Here is a 17225-nt window from a genome sequence, read left to right on the forward strand (position 1 = left end):
TGCCGCTACTTGCCGGCGCCGGGACGCTTCCGGCCGAAGGTGAAGTAGCCCACGGGGCCGATGAAGTTGATGAAGGATGCTGCCCGCCATGCGGCCTTCGGACCGTTGATGAGTGCCGCGGGCCGCTTCGAAATGTCCCGCTGCGCCGCCACCAGCAGGGACACCTGCGCGATGGCCACCAGGATGGTGCCGGCCTTTGCTGACGGGGACATTTCTTTCCAGGTCTTTTTCTGGGCCATGTTTGCTCCTTGTTTAGGTTTTCAGTTTCCGGTGCTTGCTGCTCCTGCGCAACCGGTCGTGCCGGTGCCGGCGCATCCGCGTCAGGCCGTGAACGGTGCCAGGCGTTCCTTCTGTTCAGGCGTCAGCCGCCGCACGCTTCCCGTGGCCTCGTCCACGAACGCCAGGTGGCTGCTCGCCTTGACGCAGTCCTCCCGGGTGACCGGGTCCTGGATGAGGTAGTGGATGTCGAAGCTGGCCCCTTTGACGGCGCCGATCCACACCTGCACCACGGCCGGCACGTTCCGGTACTCAAGAGTCCTGACGTACCGGATTTTGTGGTCCACCACCAAAGCCATGGTGCCGTCCGGGACGTCGTTAAACAGGGAGACGTGCGGGTCAACTCCGGGCAGGCCGGCACCGCGGGGCGGGCCGAAGGCCGCGATGCGGGCCTCCTCAAGCAGCCGGACAATCTGCACGTTGTTGATGTGCCCGTAGGCGTCCATGTCTCCCCAGCGCATGGGGATGAGGACCTCGATCCGCTGGCTTCCGTTGGTGCTCAACTGTGCACCGCCGTCGAATCGTCCACCGGGACGTCCTCTGCGTCCGCCCCGGCGAACTGGGACATGTAGAGGCGGTAGTACGCGCCTCTCGTGGCGAGGAGGACCTTGTGGTTGCCCTGTTCCACGATCCTGCCGTTTTCCATCACCAGGATGGTGTCGGCGCCGCGGATCGTTGAGAGCCGGTGGGCAATCACAAAGCTGGTGCGGTCCGTGCGGAGCGCGGCCATGGCCTTCTGCACCAGCAGCTCTGTGCGGGTGTCAACGGAGCTGGTGGCCTCATCGAGGATCAGCAGCGAGGGATTCGCCACGAAGGCACGGGCGATGGTGATCAGCTGTTTCTCGCCGGCACTGACGTTGTTGCCTTCCTCGTCGATGACGGTGTTGTAGCCCTCCGGCAGGGCCCGCACGAAGCGGTCCACGAAAGTGGCCTTGGCAGCGGCCATCACCTGTTCCTCGGTGGCTTCAAGGTTGCCGTAGCGGATGTTGTCGTAGATGGACCCGCCGAACAGCCAGGCATCCTGCAGCACCATGCCCACCTTGGAGCGGAGTTCGGAGCGGCTGAGGTGGGTGATGTCCACGCCGTCCAGCATGATGGAACCGGCGTTGAGCTCGTAGAACCTCATGACCAGGTTGACCAGGGTGGTCTTTCCGGCGCCAGTGGGCCCCACAATGGCCACGGTGTTTCCCGGTTCGGCGGTGAAGGACAGGTCCTCGATCAGCTTCTTGTCCTCCGTGTAGCTGAAGGTGACGCTGTTGAAGTCAACGTGCCCGTCAGTCCTGACCGGGAGGTGCTCGGTGGCGGTTTCCTCATCCTGCTCATCGGCGTCGAGGAACTCGAAGACCCGTTCAGCGGAGGCCACGCCGGACTGCAGCATGTTTGCCATGCCGGCCATCTGGCCCAGCGGCTGCGTGAACTCGCGGGAATACTGGATGAACGCGGTGGCGTCGCCCAGGGACATGGACCCGGAAGCCACCCGCAATCCGCCCACCACGGCGATGCCCACGTAGCTGAGGTAGGAGACGAACTGCATGACCGGGAAGATGATGCCGGAGACGAACTGCGCCCCGAAGCTGGCCTTGTACAGTTCCTCGTTGCGTTCCTCGAACCGTTCCAGCATGTCCGCGTCGCGGCCGAACACCCTCACCAGGTCATGCCCCGAGAAGGATTCCTCAATCTGCCCGTTCAGCGCCCCCGTGTTCTTCCACTGGGCGGCAAAGAGCTTCTGGCTGCGCACGCCAATCATGCCCGCTGCCACCCCCGAGAGGGGAAGGGCAACCAGCGCTATCAGGGCCAGCTGCCAGGACACAATGAACATCATCACCACGATGCCGATGACGGTCAGCAACGAGTTGATGAGCTGGGCGAAGGCCTGCTGGAGCGCCTGCTGGATGTTGTCGACGTCGTTCGTTACCCGGGACAGCACGTCGCCGCGCTGGCGGGTGTCGAAGTAGTTGAGCGGGAGGCGGTTCAGCTTCCGTTCGGTGTCATCGCGGAGCCGCCGGATCACCTTCATCACGATGCGGTTCAGCACGTAGCCCTGCAGCCAGAGGAAGATGTTGGCCACGAAGTACATCAGCAGGACCACCGCGATGAGCATGCTGAGCTTGTCGAAGTTGATGCCGGTGCCGGGCACCAGTTCCATCCGGGAGACCATGTCCGCAAAGTTGTCCTGGCCCTGCTGGCGCAGACCGTCCACGAACTGTTCCTTGCTGGCGCCGGCCGGAAGCTGCTTTCCCACCACTCCGGCAAAGATGACGTCCATGGCCTGGCCCAGGATCTTGGGGGCGATGACGTTCAGGACCACGGCGATCACCACCATGCCCACCACCACGTAGATTCCCAGAGCCTCAGGCTTCAGCAGCCCCATCAGCCGCTTGGCGGAGGGCCAGAAGTGCTGGGCCTTCTTGGCGGGCATCCCGCCGAACATGTCTCCGTCGGCTTCGGAGGGCTTGAACTCCTCCTCCACGAAGTCGTCGTCCTCGACGGGTTTGTCCGCCAGCTCCGCGTCGGGTGCGTCCTGGTCAGCTGCTGATTCGCTGATCTCGGTGGAGTCCTTCCTGCGGGCGTTCATGCCATTTCCTCCACGCTCAGTTGGGATTCAACGATTTCCTGGTAGGTGGGCGAGGTTTCCAGGAGTTCCTGGTGCGTACCGCGGTCCACGATGCGTCCGTTGTCCAGCACCAGGATCTGGTCAGCCTCGGTGATGGTGGAGATCCGCTGCGCCACGATGATCACGGTGGCGTCTGCAGTGATGCCCTTCAGCGCGGCCCGGAGCCGGGCATCTGTGGCCACGTCCAGTGCGGAGAACGAATCATCGAAGAGGTACACGCGGGGCCTGCTCACGAGTGCCCTGGCGATGCAGAGGCGCTGGCGCTGGCCGCCGGAGACGTTGGTCCCGCCCTGGGAAATGCGGGATCCGAGGCCGTTCTTCTTGGCGCGGACAAACTCGTCGCCCTGCGCCACCTGCAGTGCGTCCCACAGTTCCTGGTCCGTGGCCTCGGTCTTTCCGAACCTCAGGTTGTGCTCGATGGTTCCGGAGAAGAGGTATGGCCGCTGCGGTACCAGGGCCACCCGCCGGGTGATGTCGGCCCGGTCCATCCTGCTGACCGGGACCCCGTCCAGCAGGACCTCCCCCTCGGCGGGGTCGTAGAGCCGGGGCAGGAGGGACAGGAGGGAGGTTTTTCCCGAGCCGGTGGAGCCGATGATCGCGATGGTCTGGCCGGGCTGCGCCGTGAAGCTGATGTTGCTCAGCACCGGCGACTCGGCGCCTGGGTAGGCGAAGGTGACGTTCCGGTACTCCACCACGCCGGCCAGCGTGCCCGGCACTTCCGGGCGTTCCGGATCGTGGATGGAGGGCTCGACGTCGAGCAGCTCGCCAATACGGTCCGCGCAGACTGACGCGCGCGGGATCATCATGGCCATGAAGGTGCCCATCATGACCGCCATCAGGATCTGCAGCAGGTACTGTAGGAAGGCGGTCAGGGCGCCCACCTGCATCTCGCCCGAGTCCACGCGCTGCCCGCCAAACCACAGCACGGCCGCGGTGGACAGGTGGAGGATCATGCCGATGGCAGGGAACATCAGGACAAACAGGGCGCCGATCTTCAGCGAGACATCCGTCAGTTCCTTGTTCGCTCCGCCAAAGCGCTCGGTTTCATACGGCTCCCGGACGAAGGCGCGGACCACCCTGATACCGATGATCTGCTCGCGCAGGACGGCGTTGATGCGGTCGATCTTTTTCTGCATGGACCGGAACAGCGGCATGAGCCGGACCACCAGGTACCCCACCACCACGGTCAGGAGGGGCACGGAAACCCACACCAGCCAGGACAGGTTGAGGTCCTCGCGCAGCGCCATGATGATGCCGCCAATGCACATGATGGGCGTTGCCACCATGAAGTTCAGGCCCATCAGCACGAGCATCTGGACCTGCTGGACGTCGTTGGTGCCGCGGGTGATGAGCGTCGGGGCACCAAAGGCGTTGACGTCCATGGCCGAGAAGCTGGTGACCTTGCGGAACACCCCGCGGCGCAGGTCGCGGCCCATGGCCATGGCCGTCTTCGAGCCGAAGTACACACCTGCAATGGCGGTGCCCACCTGGATGAACGCCACCGCCAGCATCACCGCGCCCGTCCGCCAGATGAAGTCGGTGTCCCCGCGGGACACCCCCTGGTCGATGATCTGGGCGTTCAGGCTGGGCAGGTACAGCGCCGCGATGGTGGACGCCAGCTGGAACACGATGACGGCCGCGATGAACGGCCTATACGGCCGGGAAAACCGCCGTATGAGGGTGAGGAGCATGCCCACGGGTCCTTAGGGATGAGTTCGATGATGGGTTCGTAAAGAGTAGGAGGCTTAAGTAGTAGCAGCCGGGGCCGACATCCTCAGCCTTCCCACTCTACGAAACTCCTCCCCGTGGTGAAACAGGCTCCGGGAAAGATCATCCGCGGGGATTACCCCTCAGGGTCACCTGCCAGCCGGGGCGAGCTCCGCCGTCGTGCTCTTCTCCCCGGCACCCGTCTGGATGTCCACGGTGCGCCGGAGGGGTTTCTCCTTGATGAACAGCACGGACACCAGCGCCACGACGGCCACGGCGGCGGAGATCAGGAACACCTCCGCCGTGGCGTCACCATAGGCAGCCCGCATGATGTCGCGGACAGGTTCCGGCATGTGCGCCAGGTCCATGCTGGCACCGGCCGTGCCTCCTTCAACGGGGATGCCTGCGGTTGCCAGGCCCTGCGTGGCCAGCTCGCTCACCCGGTTGGCCAGGATGGCGCCCAGGACGGAGACGCCGATGGCGCCGCCCACGGACCGGAAGAAGGCAACCGAGGCACTTGCCGTGCCGATGTCTGACGCCCGGACAGTGTTCTGCACGGCCAGGACGAGGTTCTGCATCAGCATGCCCAGGCCGAGGCCCAGCACTGCGGTGAAGACCCCTGCGTGCCAAAGTTCGGTGGTGTGGTCCAGGGTTCCGGACAAGCCCAGCCCGCCGATCAGCAGGATGGAGCCGGCGATCAGGTAGCCCTTCCACTTGCCCGTCCGGCTGATCAGCTGTCCGGAGGCCACTGAACCAACAAGGTTTCCGGCGATCATTGGAAGGGTCAGGAGTCCGGCTTCCGTGGGACTGGCACCGCGCGCCACCTGGAAGTACTGCCCCAGGAAGGTGGAGGACCCGAACATTGCCACGCCCACGGCCACGGAGGCGAGGATGGCCAGCGCCGTGGTGCGCTCAGAGATAATCTTGAGCGGGATGATGGGCTGCTCCACCTTGGATTCCACCAGCACCAGCAGGGCCAGCAGGAGGATTCCGCCGCCCACCATGGCGGCGGTCTGCCACGAAATCCAGTCGTAGTAGGCGGGATTGCCGGCGAACGAGACCCAGATCAGCAGGAGGCTCACGCCGGAGGTCAACAGGATGGAGCCCAGCCAGTCGATCTTGGCGGGACGGCGGACATGGCTGATTTTGAGTGTGACCTGCAGCAGGATGAGGGCGACGACGGCGAGCGGCACGCAGACGAAGAAGGTCCAGCGCCAGCCGAGCGGGCTGTCCACGATGAAGCCGCCCAGCAGCGGTCCGCCGGCGGTGCCGACTGCCATGACCGCGCCCATGTAGCCGGAGTATTTCCCGCGGTTCCGCGGTGGGATCATGGTGCCGATGATGGCCTGGGACAGCGCCGTGAGTCCGCCCATGGCCACGCCCTGGATCACGCGGGCACCCAGCAGCAGCGGGATGGTTTCGGACAGGCCGGCCATGACCGAGCCGGCCACGAAGATGATGATGCTGAGCTGGACCAGGACCTTCTTGTTATAGAGGTCGGCGAGTTTGCCCCAGATGGGGGTGGTGGCGGCGTTGGCCAGCAGCGCGGCGGTGATGACCCAGGCGAAGTCGGTCTGGGTGCCGTGCAGGTCGGACATGATGGTGGGCAGCGCGTTGGCCACGATGGTGCTGCTGAGGATCGCCGTGAAGAAGGCGGCGAGGAGCCCTGTGAGGGCTTCCATGATCTGGCGGTGGGACATCTCGGGCGGAGTGCCTGCGGGGGCGCCGGCTGATGTGGCGGGGGCGGCAGTTCTTGCCATGGGTCTGCTCCTAAGCGGTGGTTGTGATGGTGCCGGCCGCCGTTGCCCGGGCTGATTGTTTGAGTGATTCGGTGAGCTTGTGCAGGATTCTGGCCGTGTTGCCGGCGTCTTCCTCGCTCCAGTCGCGCAGGTAGTCCTGCAGGACCGCCGTCCGCTGGTCCTCGATGTGGCGGAGTTTTGCCGCGCCCAAGGCCGTCAGGGCAACCAGCTGGGCCCGGCCGTCGTCGGGGTCCTGCCTGCGGACAACCAGCCCATGCTCCTCCAGGTCCGCGATGTGCCGGCTGAGCACGGGCGCGCTGACGCCCAGCCGCTCGGCAAGGCGCGTGGCCCTGGCCTCCCCCTCGCCCACGAAGCGCAGCACGCCCTGGAGCGCAACCCCCGTGTCCTGCCCGCGCACGCTGGCGGTGGCGATGCACCGCACCGCCCGCTGGAGGTCGAAGATCTGGTACACAAGATCCGCTGCCGTATCAGGCGCTACTGCCATGGTTGAAGGGCTCCTCAGTTGTTTGCCTGAAGCAACCATATCTCAAAACTTGTTGCTTTGGGAAACTAATCGCTTGCGGGGTGTACGCAGAAGGCCCCAGCTCTATGCGAGCTGGGGCCTTCCGGGCATCCAGGGGTTCAGGAGCAGTGGCGGGTCATTCCGCCACGTGCGTGGGCGCAAACATCTTCAGCAGGGTTTCCACCACGACGACGTTCGGCCCGTCAGCGGCGAATCCTGCCTTCAGCGCGTCCCCCACGTCCTCCGGCGCCACCTTGGTGGCAGGCACACCGAAAGCCTCGGCAAGTTTGACGAAGTCCGGGCGGGCCAGTTCGGTGGCTGTGGCTTTGCCGAAGGCGCCCACCATGTATTCGCGCAGGATGCCGTAGCCGCCGTCGTCAACAATCAGCCAGGTGACCGGAACGTTGTGCTGCCTCGCGGTGGCAAGTTCAGAGATGGAATACATTGAGGATCCGTCGCCGGACACTGCGAGTACCCGGGCGGAGCCAGCGGGCCTGCCAACAGTCTCGAGTCCCACGGCCGCGCCGATGGCTGCCGGGAACCCGAAGCCCAGCCCCCCGGCGCCCTGGGCTGAATGGAACTGGCCCTCGCGGGCGTCCCAGCAGCTCCAGCCCCAGTAGGCCGCGATGGTCATGTCCCAGAATGTCTGCATGTCCGCCGGCACCGCCGCGCGGATGTCCGCCATGAACGTCAGCTCCTTGGACAGGTCCTGCGACTCCAGGCGGGCGCGGACCTTCGCCAAGGATTCCTTGACGAGCTCCTCGGGCGGTTTTCCGTGCCAGGTGGGCGCGGTCCGGCCAGCCCCGGCGTCCAGGGCTTCATCAAGGGCGGCGAGCGCCTGGCCTGCGTCTGCCCGAATCCCCAGCCCGGGGCGGTTGGACTCCAGGACCCTCGGTTCGGCGTCGATCTGGATGATCCGGCCGCGCGGCTCGAATGTGAAGTAGTTGGAGGTGACCTCGCCCAGGGACGATCCGATCACCACAAGGACGTCAGCGTCCTCCAGCAGGTCGGTCATGTAGCGGTCCTCGATCCAGGACTGCAGCGAGAGTTCGTGGTTCCAGGGGAAGGAGCCGTTTCCGCCCGGCGTGCAGATCACGGGTGCACGAAGCTTCTCGGCAATTGATAGCAGGGATTTTTCGGCCCTACCCCGCCGCGTGCCGCCGCCGGCGATGATGGCCGGACGTTCCGCGGACTGCAGCCATTTCACCGCTTCCCGGACCAGCTCCACCCTGGGTGGATTGTCCGCCGCCTCGGCAAGCGCGTCCTCAACAGGGGGCACCATGATGGGATCGAGCAGGACGTTCTGCGGGATCTCCAGCCAGACGGGGCCCTGGGGCGAGGAGATCGCCTCGGTCCAGGCGTCCTGGATGGCGGACGGGATGCCGGACGCGTGCTGGATCAGGCGCTGGCTCTTGGTGACGTTGGCCGCCGACGCCTTCTGGTCATCGAGCTGGTGCAGCATGCCCTTGCGCCTGGCCCCCAGACCCTCGAGCGGGATCTGGCTGGCCACCACAACCATGGGAACCCCCGTGGCGTAGGCTTCCTGCAGCCCGGCCAGGGACGTCAGTGCGCCGGGGCCGGTGGACAGGAACAGGACTCCCACCTCGCCCGTTGCCCGGGAGTAGCCGTCCGCGGCGAACGCGCTGTTGTTTTCCACCCGGGAGGAGACGAACTGCAGGTTTCCGCGGCCCATGGCATCGAAGAGGCCCAGGGCGTGCTGGCCCGGGATGCCAAAGACGGTCTTGGCGCCCAGCGCCTCAAGGGTTTCGACGACGAGGTCCCCGCCGTTGCGCGCACCCTCGCCCGGATTCTCTGCAGCGGGTGCGGCTGCCGCGCCCGCAGTGACGTCGCCCACGCGGCTACTCCTTGCCTGCCGGGGCGAAGCCTGCCGGGCGGCGGGCTTCCTGGCCGAGGGCCTGGGCGGCGTAACCGTTGGCTTCTCCGAAGCGGTCCCCTGCCACGGCATTGTCGGCCATCAGCGTGACCAGTTCGTAGGCGACATGGCTGGCGGCCACGCCGGTGAGCTCGGCATGGTCGTAGGCGGGGGCCACCTCCACGATGTCCGCTCCCACGAGGTTCATGCCGCGGAAGCCGCGGATGATTTCCAGCAGCTCGCGGCTGGTGATGCCGCCGGCCTCGGGGGTGCCGGTGCCAGGGGCGTGGGCGGGGTCCAGGACGTCGATGTCAACGGAGATGTACAGCGGGCGGTTGCCGATCCGGTCACGGACCTTCGCCACAGTTTCCAGGACGCCCTGGTAGTAGACGTCGGCAGAGGTGACGATGCCGAACCCGAAGCGATGGTCGTCGTCGAGGTCCTTTTTGCCGTAGAGGGGGCCGCGGGTGCCGATGTGGCTGATGGCTTCCGTGTCCAGGATGCCTTCCTCGACGGCCCGGCGGAACGGGGTGCCGTGCGTGTACTCGGCCCCGAAATAGGTGTCCCAGGTATCCAGGTGCGCATCAAAGTGCAGCATGGCGATGGGCCCGCCGGCACGCTCGGCAGCGGCGCGGAGGAGCGGCAGGGCGATGGTGTGGTCACCGCCCAGGGTCACCAGCTTGCCGCCGCCTGCCGTGAGGTCAAGGGCGTTCTGCTGGATGGTGTCGATGGCCTCGTTGATGTTGAACGGGTTGACGGCCATGTCCCCGGCGTCGGCAACCTGGATGTTCTCGAAGGGGCTGACGTCCCATGCCGGGTTATACGGGCGCAGCAGCCGGCTTGCTTCGCGGACGTGGTTGGCGCCGAAGCGGGCACCCGGGCGGTAGGAGACGCCGGAATCGAAGGGCACGCCCACCACGGTGACATCAGCCCTGGCCACCTGGTCCAGGCGAGGAAGGCGGGCATAGGTGGCGACTCCCGCGTAACGCGGAATCCGGGATGAATCGATGGGGCCAAGGTTGCCGTTGGCTTCGATGCGCAGCTCTTCCAATGGAGGCCTCTCCTTCGAGGAGTTGAGGGACTGGTGTGACTGCAATCATACAGGTGGTTTCCTTATGTGCACCACTTGTTTACTCTGCTGGAGGGTCCCGTCCTGGATCCACTCTCGCCAGAGCGCTGCCCACCGAATCCACATACGGCCCGGGCACTGTTCCAATTGCCGGTCCCGTCCGGCTGGAATTGCCAGATGGACATCCTCGAGCACCTGAAGCAAGCCGGCGGAGTCGCCCGGACGGCCCAATTGCTCGACGCCGGGTACTCGCGAAGGGACATAGCCCGGCTCACGCAGCGTGGCGCCTACCAGCCCAAGCGCGGAGTCTTCCTCGCGCCCAACTGCACCCAAGAGCTGGCGGCAGCCATCCATCACAACGCGCGGCTGACCTGCGCGAGCGCGGCCCCGCACTATGGGCTCTGGCTCAGGAAGGCGCCACCCCAACTGCATCTGGCCTGCAACCATGGCCACGGTGCAGGGTTCATCCGGCATCGATCGGTGCGCTTCAGCGGCCACCCAACCCTGCCAGTGGCGGGCGTCGAAGACGTCGTGCTGCACGCGCTGGGATGCCTGCCGCCGCCAGCGTCAACTGCCCTGGCGACATCGGCCATCCGGCTCTACAGCCTGCCATTGGAGCTTCTGAAACAGGAACTCCACGCGGACCGGTCCGCGCCGGCACTGCGGGCTCTCCAGGACCTGGATCTCCGCGCCGAATCCATCGTTGAGGTGGACGCCCAGCATCTTTTCCGGGTGAACGGCATCGACTTTGAAGTTCAGGTCCACATACCCGGAATTGGGCGCGTGGACTTCCTCCTCAACGGCTTCCTTATCGTGGAGATTGACGGCTACGCGTTCCACTCCAAGCGGGCGGACATGCTCAGGGACCGGGACAGGAACAATTCCTCCACGGTTAAGGGCTACGCCGTTCTCCGCTACATGCCCGAGCACATCTGGTTCAACCCAGAGCAGGTTGTCTCCGAGATCAGGGCCGCACTGGCAACCCGAGGCTGACAAGTGGACGCTCCCGCCCAGTTTCCTGCGGTGGCCGAGGGCCGGCCGGGCGCGGTGCAGCGCAAATCCGCGGAGCGCGGCCGGGCAACTGGGCGGGAGCGCACAGAGCGCACGGGACGGCCGGGCCGGCAGGAGCTAGCGGCTGGCGGCCGGCACCAGGACCCAGAGAACCTCGACGGGCTTGTCGGTGGGGTTGATCCAGGTGTGCGGCTCTCGCCCGGGAAAGGTGACGGTGTCGCCGGCACTGAGGTCGTATTCCTCGTTGGTGAGGATCAGCCGGATGCTGCCCTTGATCACATGGAGGACGTCAACGTCGCAGTCCACCGCGTAGAGCTCGGATTCGCCGCGGCCGTGCGGTTCGATGCAGGCCTGGATGATCTGGACGCGCCGCTCCGAGCGCGCTGTGAGGAGCCGCTCCACGATGCCCTGCCCGCCCAGCGAGATCCGCGGCCCGTCATTGCGCTTGGTCAGGTGCGTCTCGGGCGCCGCAAAGAGGTCTCCTACCGAGACCGAGAGGACCTGGCACAGTGTGACCAGGGAGGCCACGGACGGGGACGTAAGGTCGCGCTCCACCCTGCTGAGGAATCCCTTGGTCAGCCCCGTCGCGTCAGCAACCTGCTCAATGGTCAGCCGCTGCGACTGCCGGGCGGCCCGGATCCTCGAGCCGATGGCCACTGGAACGTTGCTCGGCTCAACTGGCAGTGCCTTCATCTACGAACCTTTCATGGCCGGCAGCCCGGCCCCACTTTGGAGCAATACTAGTGGCCGGCCCCTTCTGTGACGCCTCATTGCACGCGTGGCCCGTGGCCCAACGCGGTCTTGACTGTTATCACCGTCACAGCCTACGCTTTGGAAACACTTGTTGCCTATAGAGCAATAGCCGAGAATCCCCTCTCACTCCCCCAAATCCTGCAGCGGCGCCCGGTCCACCTTCCTTCCGGCGTGCGCCACGCTGCCAACACGCTCCAAGGAGCCCAACATGGATGCAAGTTTCATCAACATCGCCATCGTGGTGGTGTACCTGCTCGCGATGCTGGCCTTCGGCTGGTGGGGCAAGTCCCGCACCAAGAACAACAGCGACTTCCTGGTTGCCGGCCGCCGCCTCGGGCCCTTCCTCTATACCGGGACCATGGCCGCCGTCGTGCTGGGCGGCGCATCCACCGTGGGCGGCGTGGGCCTCGGCTACAAATTCGGAATCTCCGGCATGTGGCTGGTAGTGGCCATCGGCGCCGGCGTCCTGCTGCTGAGCCTCCTCTTTGCCGGAACCATCCAAAAGCTGAAGATCTACACGGTCTCCCAGATGCTTACCCTGCGCTACGGCAGCAGGGCCACGGAGGCCTCCGGCATTGTCATGCTCGCCTACACCCTGATGCTGTGTGCCACATCCACCGGCGCCTACGCCACCATCTTCGTGGTGCTCTTCGACTGGGAGCGTCCGATTGCGATCGCCGTTGGCGGAGCCATCGTTCTGGTCTACTCCACGGTGGGCGGCATGTGGTCCATTACCCTGGCCGACCAGGTGCAATTCATCATCAAGACCGTGGGCATCTTCTTCCTGATGCTGCCCTTCACGCTCAACGCGGCGGGCGGCTTTGAGGGCATCCGCAGCCGGGTGGACGAGAGTTTCTTCCAGATCGACGGCATCGGCGTCCAGACGATCATCACGTACTTCGTTGTCTACACCCTGGGCCTGCTGATCGGCCAGGACATCTGGCAGCGCGTCTTCACGGCGAAGACCCCCACCGTGGCACGCTGGGGCGGCGCCACCGCAGGCATCTACTGCATCCTCTACGGAGTTGCCGGCGCCCTGATCGGCATGGCCGCCAGCGTTGCCCTTGCCGGCGTCGACATCGCAGTCAAGGACGACGTCTACGCGGAGGTGGCCCAGACGCTGCTTCCCGTCGGCATCGGCGGGCTGGTCCTGGCAGCGGCGGTGGCAGCGATGATGTCCACCGCATCGGGCGCCCTCATCGCCGCCGCAACCGTGGCCCGCGCCGACGTCCTGCCGTTCGTTGCCAGCTGGTTCGGCAAGGACATCAACACCGAGGACTCGGACAACCCTGAGCACGACGTCAAGGCCAACCGCATCTGGGTCCTTGCCCTGGGAATCATCGCGATCGTCATCGCCATCATCACCAAGGACGTGGTGGCAGCCCTGACCATTGCCTACGACATCCTGGTGGGCGGCCTCCTCGTGGCGATCCTCGGCGGCCTCGTCTGGAAGCGCGGTACGGGCATCGCCGCGGCAGCATCCATGGCTGTGGGTTCCGTGGTGACCCTGGGCACCATGATCGTCCTGGAAATCAACGCCGAGGCACCGCTGGACGGCATCTACGCGAACGAGCCCATCTACTACGGCCTGCTGGCGTCCGCCCTGGTCTACGTTGCGGTTTCCCTGCTGAGCAAACCGACCGACCCGCAGGTAATGCGCAACTGGCAGCGCCGGGTGGCAGGGCAGGCTGCAGAAGAAGCGCCACTTCCCACCGCTGCCCGCTAGGCCCCGCAGGGTAGGACAACAGGAGCAACGCACGACGGCGGCACCCCACCTTCGCTTTCCGGCGAAGGGGAGGTGCCGCTGTCGTTTGGTCCTGGTTTCCTAGTCGGTTTCGCGGACCTCGTCAGGGTCATCCAGCGGGACCACGCGGTCCTCGGCGTCGACCACGACGGGAGTCGCCTGGACCACCGGCTCTTCCTCGTCCAGGAGCTCGTCCTCGGTATCCCAGTCGTCCTCAACTACCGGTGCATCCTCGGCGTAGTCATAGGCGGGATCCGCCTCTACGGCATCCAGGTGCGGCATGTCCGGGTGCTGTCCGGTGGTGCTCATGATTGAACCTCCGTTTGTTCGCCTGACGTGCTCTTTCAGTGAGGGCGCTGGCCGCGCCACACCTTCATCACAGCACCGCACCGCAGAGGGGTCAATAGCCTGCCACAGGACCTCAAGGACCCGTCCCGTTTAAGGCGCACCGAAATCTCCGGAGGAGGCTGACCGGCCAAAAATCGGCGGATTTTCGCAGTAAGCTTGCACTGCAATGGGGCCGCGCCATGCCCCATCCAGCCCAGGAGTTTCCGTGTCTCAGCACGCCAGGTTCAACCGCCACGCCACGCCGCAAGAAGCGCAACCTTCAGCACCCCAGGAACCAGCCGGCGCCGGGCAGCAGGCCCAGCCCTCGCCGTCGGACGTCAAGCGGTGGCGGCAGTACCTCGCGGACGAACGGGCGGAAGCCGCCGTCTACCGGGACCTGGCGCAGAACCGCCAGGGTGAAGAGCGCGACATCCTCCTGGCCCTGGCCGAAGCCGAAGGCCGCCATGAAGCCCACTGGCTGGGACTGCTGGGTGAACGTGCGGGCAAGCCCCGGCGTGCATCGGTGCGCAGCCGGATGCTGGGGTTCCTGGCCCGCCACTTCGGGTCGGTGTTCGTGCTGGCCCTGGCCCAGCGCGCAGAAGGCCGCTCCCCTTACGCCAAGGACCCCAATGCCACGGAGGCGATGGCGGCGGACGAGCAGATCCACGAGGAAGTGGTCCGAGGGCTGGCGACCCGGGGGCGCAACCGCCTGGCCGGCACCTTCCGCGCCGCTGTGTTCGGCGCCAATGACGGCCTGGTCAGCAACCTGTCCCTGGTGATGGGTATGGCCGCGTCCGGCGTCGCCAGCAGTGTGGTGCTGCTCAGCGGAATCGCGGGGCTGCTGGCCGGGGCCATGTCCATGGGCGCCGGGGAGTTCATCTCAGTCCGGTCGCAGCGCGAACTGCTCGCGGCGACGCGCCCCACCCAGGTCACCCTGCTGGCGGCCCCCAAGCTGGACCTGGAACACAACGAACTGCTGCTGGTGTACCTGGCCCGGGGCATGACCCAGGAAGCGGCCGAGCACCGGGTGGCCGAACGCATGGGCCTGCTGCCCTGCGACTGCGATCCCAGCCTGTCGCTGCAGCCGGAACTGCCCGACGTCGAGGACCAGCATGAGGCCGTGGGGACCGCGTGGGGCGCGGCCCTGTCCAGCTTCTGCTTCTTCGCCTCCGGTGCGATCGTGCCAATCCTGCCGTTCCTGTTCGGCCTGACCGGCGTCGCCGCCCTGGTGGCGGCGGGCATTCTGGTGGGCCTCGCCCTCCTGGTCACCGGCGCCACGGTGGGCCTGCTCTCCGGCACGTCGCCGCTGACGCGTGGACTCCGCCAGCTGGCCATCGGCCTGGGCGCTGCGGCCATCACCTACCTGCTGGGGCTGGCCTTCGGCACAGTTGTGGGCTAGTGGAAAACCGGCCACCGCACCGTGCGCCATCGCGCCATGCGGGGACCAAAGCCCGCCTGGGCGTGCGCCGGCGCGTGGAGCTTTTGCTCACCGCCGCGCTGACCGCGGGCGCTGTGTTCGGAGCAGCACTGGCACTGAACGACCCTCGCTTCAAAGAGCTGCTGGACGTCCGGATCGGCCCAGGAAACGGGCAGTCCGCCGGGCAGCAGGACCCGGGCACAGCAGGGGAAGCAGGCCAGGCGCCCCGGGCCGAGGGCCGGCTGGGCGCGCCTCCCCCTGGGCTGGAGGAGTCTGACGCTCCCCTGGCCGCCGCAGACCCTCCGCCGCTGGGCAGCGATTCCTACCGCTTCCTCGCCGTCAACGGGGACGGCAGCCCGGTGGGGTATTCCCCCTGCAGGCCGCTGCACTACGTCATCAATGACGAGCTCGCACCGGCCGGCTCGCAGCAGCTGGTCACCGAATCCATCGCCACCATCTCCGCCGCCACCGGCATCCGGTTCATCTACGACGGCACCACCGCGGAGCAGCCCTCCCCCCAACGTCCGCCGTACCAGCCCGAGGCCTACGGCGAGCGCTGGGCGCCGCTGCTGATCGCCTGGACAACACCGGAGGTGGCTCCGCAGCTCAAGGGCAAGGTGATCGGCACCGGGGGCAGCACCCACTTCAGTTATGACGACGGCCCCAAGGCCTTTGTTACGGGCGGCCTGGACCTGGACGCGCCGCAGATCGCCGATGAACTGCTGAACCCGGACGGCCACCTGTACGCACGCGCCGTGATCCTGCATGAGCTCAGCCACGTGATGGGCCTCGACCACGTGGACGACCCCACCCAGCTGATGTATCCCGAGATCGGCACCCCCGAAGGACTGTCCGCCGGGGACCTCAACGGGCTCTATGAGCTCAGCAAGGCGCAGTGCCGGAAGGATCTCTGACCGGCCGGCTGCTCCCCGGGCTCAGGCGGGCAGCCGCAGCACCTCCACCGCCTCCTGGACAGTGTCCACCAGGAAAATCCGGTCCTCCATCGGCCGGCCGGCCGCAAGGCTTTGCAGCATGGGCCAGGCAGGGTACTGACGCTCCCAGTGGTCCCGGCCCACCAGCACCATGGGCGTCACCTTTTCCCGCGCCCCGTAGTAGTTTTCGCACGCATCCTGGAAGATCTCCTGGACGGTCCCGGCAGCCCCAGGCAGGAACACGATGCCTCCCGTGCACAGTTCCAGCAGGATCGCCTCCCGGATGGCGTTGGCAAAGTATTTTGCAATGTGCGTGGCGAAGTAGTTGGGCGGCTCGTGCCCGTAAAACCAGGTGGGGATGCCGAGCGACGGCGTGCCGCCGGGAAAGCGTTCGACGACGGCGGCCGCCGCACGCGCCCACGCAGACACCGAGGGACGGAAGCCGGGGACGGAGGCGAGAATGTCCAGCGCAGCCTGCACGCCGCCGTCGTCCACTTCACTGAGGTACGCGCCGAGGTTCGCCGCCTCCATGGCCCCCGGTCCCCCGCCGGTGGCCACCACGTACCCGTCCTGCGCGAGGAGCCTGCCCAGCAGGGCGGCCTGGGCAAATCCGCTGCTGCCGCGCTGCGCGGCATGCCCGCCCATGACACCCACCATGGCCCGGCCGTGGAACGGGCCTGTCCTGGTCATATCGTCCAGGGCGTCGCCGATGGCGTGGTCGTGCAGCGCTGAGGCCAGGGTGGCGTCCAGCCGGTGCCGCATGCCGGGCTGGATGCTCCACTGGTAGATCCGGGCGTCCGGAAGGGCTTCGTAGGGGGCGTCGGGCAGCCCGGCGTACAGTTCCTGGGGCGAGTACAAGGCGGCCCGGTAGGGGTTGAAGGGCACGGTCTCCAGCCGCGGGAAGATCAATGCTCCCCGTCCTCGCAGCAGGCCCTCCACGCCGTCGTCGAAGGTGCAGCCCAGGAAGATGGCACCCTCCACGTTGAGGCGCTGCAGTGCGCCGGTCCTCCCCCGCAGGTCCAGGGACTGGGCGTGCCAGCCACGCATGTCCACCGCGCCGGCGCTGACCAGCCGGTCGAAGCTGTCCAGGTCCTGCACTTCGAGGTTGTGCGGGTGGGGGCCCACGTTTCCGGAGAGATTCACTGTCTAAACCTAAAGCAACGCTGGCCGCTCCCCCCTGTTGCCTCACGTCAATAGGTCCGGGAAGGCTGCTTCGTTGCCTCATGTGAAAAGGTCCGTT

Annotated in this window: 15 protein-coding genes; 4 read left to right on the plus strand and 11 right to left on the minus strand. The window is 66.4% G+C overall.

The genetic code is table 11. The features are described 5' to 3' along the window. Nucleotides 1-5: 5 nt before the first annotated feature. The 8 genes from IEX33_RS13240 to speB form a co-directional block, all read right to left on the minus strand. Nucleotides 6-239 carry a PLDc N-terminal domain-containing protein gene (locus tag IEX33_RS13240; protein ID WP_104186210.1) on the minus strand — a complete coding sequence of 78 codons (234 nt, stop codon included), beginning with the start codon at nt 237-239 and terminating at the stop codon, nt 6-8. 81 nt (nt 240-320) lie between these two features. Then, entirely contained in the window at nt 321-737 is a 417-nt protein-coding gene (locus IEX33_RS13245; protein ID WP_188730930.1) for an acyl-CoA thioesterase, read from the minus strand. Nucleotides 738-775: 38 nt separating this feature from the next. After that, nucleotides 776-2851: an ABC transporter ATP-binding protein gene (locus IEX33_RS13250; protein WP_308421975.1), complete on the minus strand. Its 2076-nt coding sequence runs from the start codon at nt 2849-2851 to the stop codon at nt 776-778. Next, nucleotides 2848-4581 carry an ABC transporter ATP-binding protein gene (locus tag IEX33_RS13255; protein ID WP_104186208.1) on the minus strand — a complete coding sequence of 578 codons (1734 nt, stop codon included), beginning with the start codon at nt 4579-4581 and terminating at the stop codon, nt 2848-2850. Before IEX33_RS13255 ends, IEX33_RS13250 begins: the two co-directional genes overlap by 4 nt. 165 nt (nt 4582-4746) lie before the next feature. Further along, nucleotides 4747-6357, minus strand: coding sequence for an MFS transporter (locus tag IEX33_RS13260; protein ID WP_308421976.1), 1611 nt, complete (start codon nt 6355-6357; stop codon nt 4747-4749). A 10-nt stretch (nt 6358-6367) separates the two neighbouring features. Continuing rightward, nucleotides 6368-6841 carry a MarR family winged helix-turn-helix transcriptional regulator gene (locus IEX33_RS13265; RefSeq protein ID WP_188730857.1) on the minus strand — a complete coding sequence of 158 codons (474 nt, stop codon included), beginning with the start codon at nt 6839-6841 and terminating at the stop codon, nt 6368-6370. 154 nt (nt 6842-6995) lie between these two features. Next, nucleotides 6996-8714, minus strand: coding sequence for a thiamine pyrophosphate-binding protein (locus IEX33_RS13270; RefSeq protein WP_188730859.1), 1719 nt, complete (start codon nt 8712-8714; stop codon nt 6996-6998). A 4-nt stretch (nt 8715-8718) separates the two neighbouring features. Beyond that, nucleotides 8719-9783, minus strand: coding sequence for an agmatinase (gene speB / locus IEX33_RS13275; RefSeq protein ID WP_188730861.1), 1065 nt, complete (start codon nt 9781-9783; stop codon nt 8719-8721). Nucleotides 9784-9978: 195 nt separating this feature from the next. Here speB and IEX33_RS13280 point away from each other — a divergent pair, with 195 nt between their 5' ends. After that, on the plus strand, nt 9979-10794 hold the full coding sequence (locus IEX33_RS13280; RefSeq protein WP_188730863.1) for a type IV toxin-antitoxin system AbiEi family antitoxin domain-containing protein: 816 nt from the start codon (nt 9979-9981) through the stop codon (nt 10792-10794). Between the two features lie 135 nt (nt 10795-10929). Here the strand turns inward: IEX33_RS13280 and IEX33_RS13285 are convergent, their stop codons facing one another. Continuing rightward, nucleotides 10930-11505, minus strand: coding sequence for a helix-turn-helix domain-containing protein (locus IEX33_RS13285; RefSeq protein WP_104186205.1), 576 nt, complete (start codon nt 11503-11505; stop codon nt 10930-10932). 268 nt (nt 11506-11773) lie between these two features. Here IEX33_RS13285 and IEX33_RS13290 point away from each other — a divergent pair, with 268 nt between their 5' ends. Beyond that, nucleotides 11774-13291, plus strand: a complete 1518-nt coding sequence (locus IEX33_RS13290; RefSeq protein ID WP_188730864.1) for a sodium:solute symporter — start codon at nt 11774-11776, stop codon at nt 13289-13291. Nucleotides 13292-13390: 99 nt separating this feature from the next. Here IEX33_RS13290 and IEX33_RS13295 read toward each other — a convergent pair whose 3' ends face one another. Continuing rightward, nucleotides 13391-13618 (minus strand): hypothetical protein, encoded by a 228-nt coding sequence (locus tag IEX33_RS13295; protein ID WP_188730867.1) that lies wholly within the window; start codon nt 13616-13618, stop codon nt 13391-13393. A gap of 244 nt (nt 13619-13862) precedes the next feature. On the opposite strand from IEX33_RS13295, the gene IEX33_RS13300 reads away from it, so the two are divergent. Together IEX33_RS13300 and IEX33_RS13305 are read left to right on the plus strand one after the other, a co-directional pair. Beyond that, nucleotides 13863-15035, plus strand: coding sequence for a VIT1/CCC1 transporter family protein (locus IEX33_RS13300; protein WP_188730870.1), 1173 nt, complete (start codon nt 13863-13865; stop codon nt 15033-15035). Next, complete coding sequence (locus IEX33_RS13305; RefSeq protein WP_377090052.1) at nt 15035-15967, plus strand: matrixin family metalloprotease; 933 nt, start codon at nt 15035-15037, stop codon at nt 15965-15967. Before IEX33_RS13300 ends, IEX33_RS13305 begins: the two co-directional genes overlap by 1 nt. Nucleotides 15968-15988: 21 nt before the next feature. On the opposite strand, the gene IEX33_RS13310 is transcribed toward IEX33_RS13305, so the two are convergent. After that, the gene (locus IEX33_RS13310; RefSeq protein WP_188730871.1) at nt 15989-17128 is read right to left on the minus strand and encodes an LOG family protein; all 1140 of its coding nucleotides are present in this window, start codon (nt 17126-17128) and stop codon (nt 15989-15991) included. Nucleotides 17129-17225: the final 97 nt, after the last annotated feature.

Origin of the sequence: Pseudarthrobacter scleromae (assembly GCF_014644515.1) — a bacterium.
Lineage (GTDB): Bacteria > Actinomycetota > Actinomycetes > Actinomycetales > Micrococcaceae > Arthrobacter > Arthrobacter scleromae.